Source organism: Bradyrhizobium sp., assembly GCF_016462955.1.
Taxonomy (GTDB): Bacteria; Pseudomonadota; Alphaproteobacteria; order Rhizobiales; family Xanthobacteraceae; genus Bradyrhizobium.
Window position 1 is genome coordinate 1 of record NZ_JAEMSD010000547.1, and the last position, 4,222, is coordinate 4,222.

The 4,222-nt window shown below is 64.4% G+C and carries 2 protein-coding genes and 1 pseudogene; 2 read left to right on the forward strand and 1 reads right to left on the reverse strand.

Annotated elements, in window-relative coordinates; translation table 11 throughout:
- Positions 1-10 precede the first annotated feature (10 nt).
- Both JHD07_RS34020 and JHD07_RS34025 read left to right on the forward strand, forming a co-directional pair.
- A pseudogene (locus JHD07_RS34020) lies at positions 11-845 on the forward strand (DUF1194 domain-containing protein); the annotation flags it as partial.
- Positions 846-1,371: 526 nt separating this feature from the next.
- Entirely contained in the window at positions 1,372-3,336 is a 1,965-nt protein-coding gene (locus JHD07_RS34025) for a carbohydrate porin (protein WP_291630126.1), read from the forward strand.
- Positions 3,337-3,551: 215 nt separating this feature from the next.
- Here the strand turns inward: JHD07_RS34025 and JHD07_RS34030 are convergent.
- Positions 3,552-4,222: methyl-accepting chemotaxis protein (locus JHD07_RS34030; protein ID WP_291630128.1), on the reverse strand; the 671-nt coding region annotated here is incomplete at its 5' end.

Sequence of the window (4,222 nt, forward strand, 5' to 3'; positions counted from 1 at the left end):
GAGGGTGAGGGTGAATTGGCGGGTCTCGGTTGGATCGATCCTGAGTGCGATCCTGACATCGGCACAGGCGTTTTCCGACCCGGCCCCGCAGCCGAAAGCAGTGCCTCAAGGCGACAGCCACCCCGCTGTGGACCTCGAACTCGTGATCGCAGTCGATATTTCCTACTCGATGAAGCCGGAGGACCTGGCAGCCCAACGCGAAGGCTATGCCAATGCCATTGTCTCGCAGGAGTTTCTCCGGGCGGTGCGAGCCGGTCCTGCCGGCAAGATCGCGCTGACCTATTTCGAATGGTCGGCAACCGGCGACCAGAAAATAATCGTTCCCTGGCGACAGATCGACGGGCCGGCAGCGGCTAAGGCCGTCGCAACTGAAATCACCAATGCACCGATCCGCCGCGGCTCGCGCACCTCGATTTCAAGTGCAATTAAGTTCGCCGCGTCGCTGTTTGAGCAGAACCCCTACCGTGGTCCGCGCCGTATCATCGACGTCTCGGGTGATGGTCCAAACAGCAACGGCGATCCAGTCACCTCAGCACGCGACACAGCGTTGCAGCAGGGCATCGTCATCACCGGCCTGCCAGTCATGACCAACGCGACACCCGTTGCTCCGACAGACTTTCAGCATATCGACCATATCGATTGGTACTATGAGGATTGCGTGATTGGCGGCCCAGGTTCGTTTGTTTTGCCGATCACCAGCCGTGAAAATTTCGAAGGCGATCCGCACCAAACTGGCTCTCGAAGTGGCGGGGCTCACGCCGAAACAATCGCCGGCGCGCTTCAAGGACAAGGAGCCGCGCGTTGTCTGCACGATCGGTGAGAAGCTCTGGCAGGAGCGCTGGGGCGCGCCCACGCCCGCGAGTAATAGCCCGGCGGTGAGCAAACCGGAGGCGAGCAGTCCGTCCAGCAAGGAGGACGCGCTGCTCGACAAGAAGATCAAGGGTATCTGTCGCGGCTGCTAGGTGCTTCTGCCGGTCGGCGACCGACGCCGGCCTTCGCCATCCCGCTTGCCCCGCCACTTCCCTGGCCTCCGATGACGATGAGTCGCCCGCAGCGACTGGGCTCCGCTCGGGCTGTTCAGATCGCCAGACGGAGGGGCGTTGTTGCAGTCCCGTCACAGAGTGGTGCGAACCATTTCCAGAGGCGGCGCGCACCGATTGCTCTTGCGAATAATTCGCAATAAAGCTTTTTCGCAGCTTCAGGAACTTGGGACGAAGGCGAGGCCATTCGAGACCATCCCGGCCGGTCGCCTCGAGCGCCGAGGCCTGGTGACAGAATCGCCGCGACCCGGCAGGGATATTCGCGGCGGGTGGGACACATTCGCGTTTGGGGGCGTGCGTTTTGGCGTTGAGAGGTCACAGACACCGGTGCTTGCGAACGGTCGCGGCGATTGCCGCGGGCGTGCTGGCTTTTCCCGCCGCCGGCCACACGGCCGATCTGCCACTGAAAGCTCCGGCGCAGAGAGCGATCTACGACTGGACCGGGCTCTACATCGGGGCGCATGCCGGCTTCACACGCGGCACATCCGCGGCAACGCTGGCCGATCCCACGGTCGCGACCGACAATCACGTGTTCAACGGCGCGACGGGAGGCGTCCAGGCCGGCTACAATTGGCGCCTCAACTCGGGTTTCCTGTTCGGCATCGAAGGCGATATCTCCTTCCCGAACTACCTTCCCTCCAATCACGTCGTCTCATCGGCCGTGACTGCGCTGTCGAGCGCGGAGGAACGCTGGGACTATGTCGCGAGCCTGCGCGCGCGGCTCGGCTACGCCAGAGGCAGCTGGCTGTTTTACGCGACCGGCGGCGCGGCGTTCGCCGGCGAGCGCTTCCTCTCGACGCCGACCGGCGGCACCGAAGAGAAGGTGCTGCACACGCGATTGGGCTGGACCGCCGGCGGTGGCGCCGAATACGCGTTCGCGCCGCACTGGAGCGCCCGGCTGGAATATCTCTACAGCAAGTTCGCGGACGCCGACGTCACTTTCCCCTCCGGCGGGCAATATTCCTCGTCGATGGATTTTCACAGCCTGCGGCTTGGTCTCAATCGCAAGATCGACTGGCCGGGCGTGCCGACCTACAATCCAAACTCGAGCGTGATCGATACGGAATCGGATCGTTGGGAAATCCACGGCCAGTCGACCGCGCTGGGGCAGGGCTACCCCGCGTTCCGCGCGCCCTATACCGGACCGAACAGCCTGCTTCCATCGCCCGATTTTCAGCAGACATGGAGCAATTCGCTCTATCTGAATGCGCGGCTGTGGGACGGCGGCGAGATCTATTTCAATCCCGAACTCTTGCAGGGCTTCGGGTTCAACAACACGACGGGTGCCGCGGGTTTCCCCAACGGTGAAGCGCAGAAGTCCGGCTTCCCCTATCCCCACTTCAATGCTTCGCGGCTGTTCGTGCGACACACCTTCGGCTTCGGCGGCGAGCAGGAGGAGCTTGCCTCCGGGCAGCTTCAGCTTGCGAGCAAGGTCGATGTCTCACGCCTGACCTTGCAGGTCGGCAAGTTCTCCGTGGTCGACGTGTTCGACGGCAATTCCTACGCGCACGATCCGCGCAAGGATTTCATGAACTGGTCGATCTGGGCCTCCGGTGCCTTCGACTACGCCGCCGACAAGCTCGGCCTCGGCTACGGCGCCACCGCCGAGTTGAACCAGAAGCAGTGGGCGCTGCGGGCCGGCTACTTCCTGATCGGTGCGGAATCGAACTCCAACAATTTCGACATGAATGTCGGCCGCCGCGGCGAATATGTGATGGAGCTCGAGACGCGCTATTCGCTGTTCGGCCGGCCCGGCAAGCTGCGCACGCTCGGCTTCGTCAACAGCGCCTTTGCTGGCAGCTATCGCGAAACGCTGGACAATCCTGCGTTCGGAGTGGACATCAGCCAGACTCGCCGCGGCCGCATCAAGTACGGCTACGCGTTCAACCTCGAACAAGCCATCACCGACGACATCGGCGTGTTCGGCCGCTGGAGCTGGAACGACGGCCGCAACGAGATCATGGCCTTCACCGACATCGACCGCAGTCTGTCGGGTGGCGTTTCCATGAAGGGAACGAATTGGGGCCGGCCGGACGACGTCGTCGCCATCGCCGGCGCCGTCAACGCCCTCACGCAGGATCACCGCGACTTCATCGCCGCCGGTGGTCTCGGCCCGCTGATCGGCGACGGCCGGCTCAACTACCGCCGCGAACGCGTGCTGGAAACCTACTACGCCTACGCGCTGAACAAGGCACTGACGTTCACCGCCGACTATCAGCTCATCGTCAACCCCGCCTACAACGCCGACCGCGGCCCGGTGTCGGTGTTTTCAGGACGGCTGCACGGGGAGTTCTGAGCTGAAGCGACTGCACTGCGCGCGCCTCGCCCTTCGAGACGACCGCTTCGCGGTCCCTCAGGGTGAGGCTAAGCGGCACCGGTGCCCGTTGAAACCAGCGAAACGCATGCGGTCCTCATCCTGAGGGCCCGCCAACGGCGGGCGTCTCGAAGGATGGCCACAGGCGAGATCATTCCCATATGCGATTGCCCTGCCCGCAAGCGGGAGAGGTGAAGCTACGCCGCGCGGATCGCGTTCAGGAATTTTCCGACCTCGACCTTGAGGCGGCTGCTCTCGCCGGACAGCGACCGCGCGGAAGCGAGCACATTGGAAGAGGCCGATCCGGTCTGGCTCGCGCCGCGTTGCACGTCGACGATGCTGGCGGAGACTTGCTGGGTGCCGCGCGCCGCCTGCTGCACGTTGCGGGAAATTTCGCGCGTTGCCGCGCCCTGCTCCTCGACCGCCGCGGCGATCGCGGAGGCAATCTCGGACATGCGCGAGATGGTGTCGCTGATCGACTTGATGGCGCCGACGGAATCCTCGGTGGCGGCCTGGATGCCGGAGATCTGCTGGCTGATCTCGCCGGTAGCCTTGGCGGTCTGCTCGGCCAGCGCCTTGACCTCGGAGGCGACGACGGCGAAGCCCCGTCCGGCCTCGCCGGCGCGCGCCGCCTCGATGGTGGCGTTGAGCGCGAGAAGATTGGTCTGGCCCGCGATCTGGCTGATGAGCTCGACGACGTCGCCGATCCGCCCCGCGGCCCTTGCGAGTTCTCCGACATGATCGTTGGTCCGCACCGCCTGCTGCACGGCTTCGCCAGCGATGCGCGCGGAATCCTGGACCTGGCGGCCGATCTCGTCGACCGACGAGGCCATCTCTTCGGCCGCGGCGGCGACGGTCTGCACGTTGG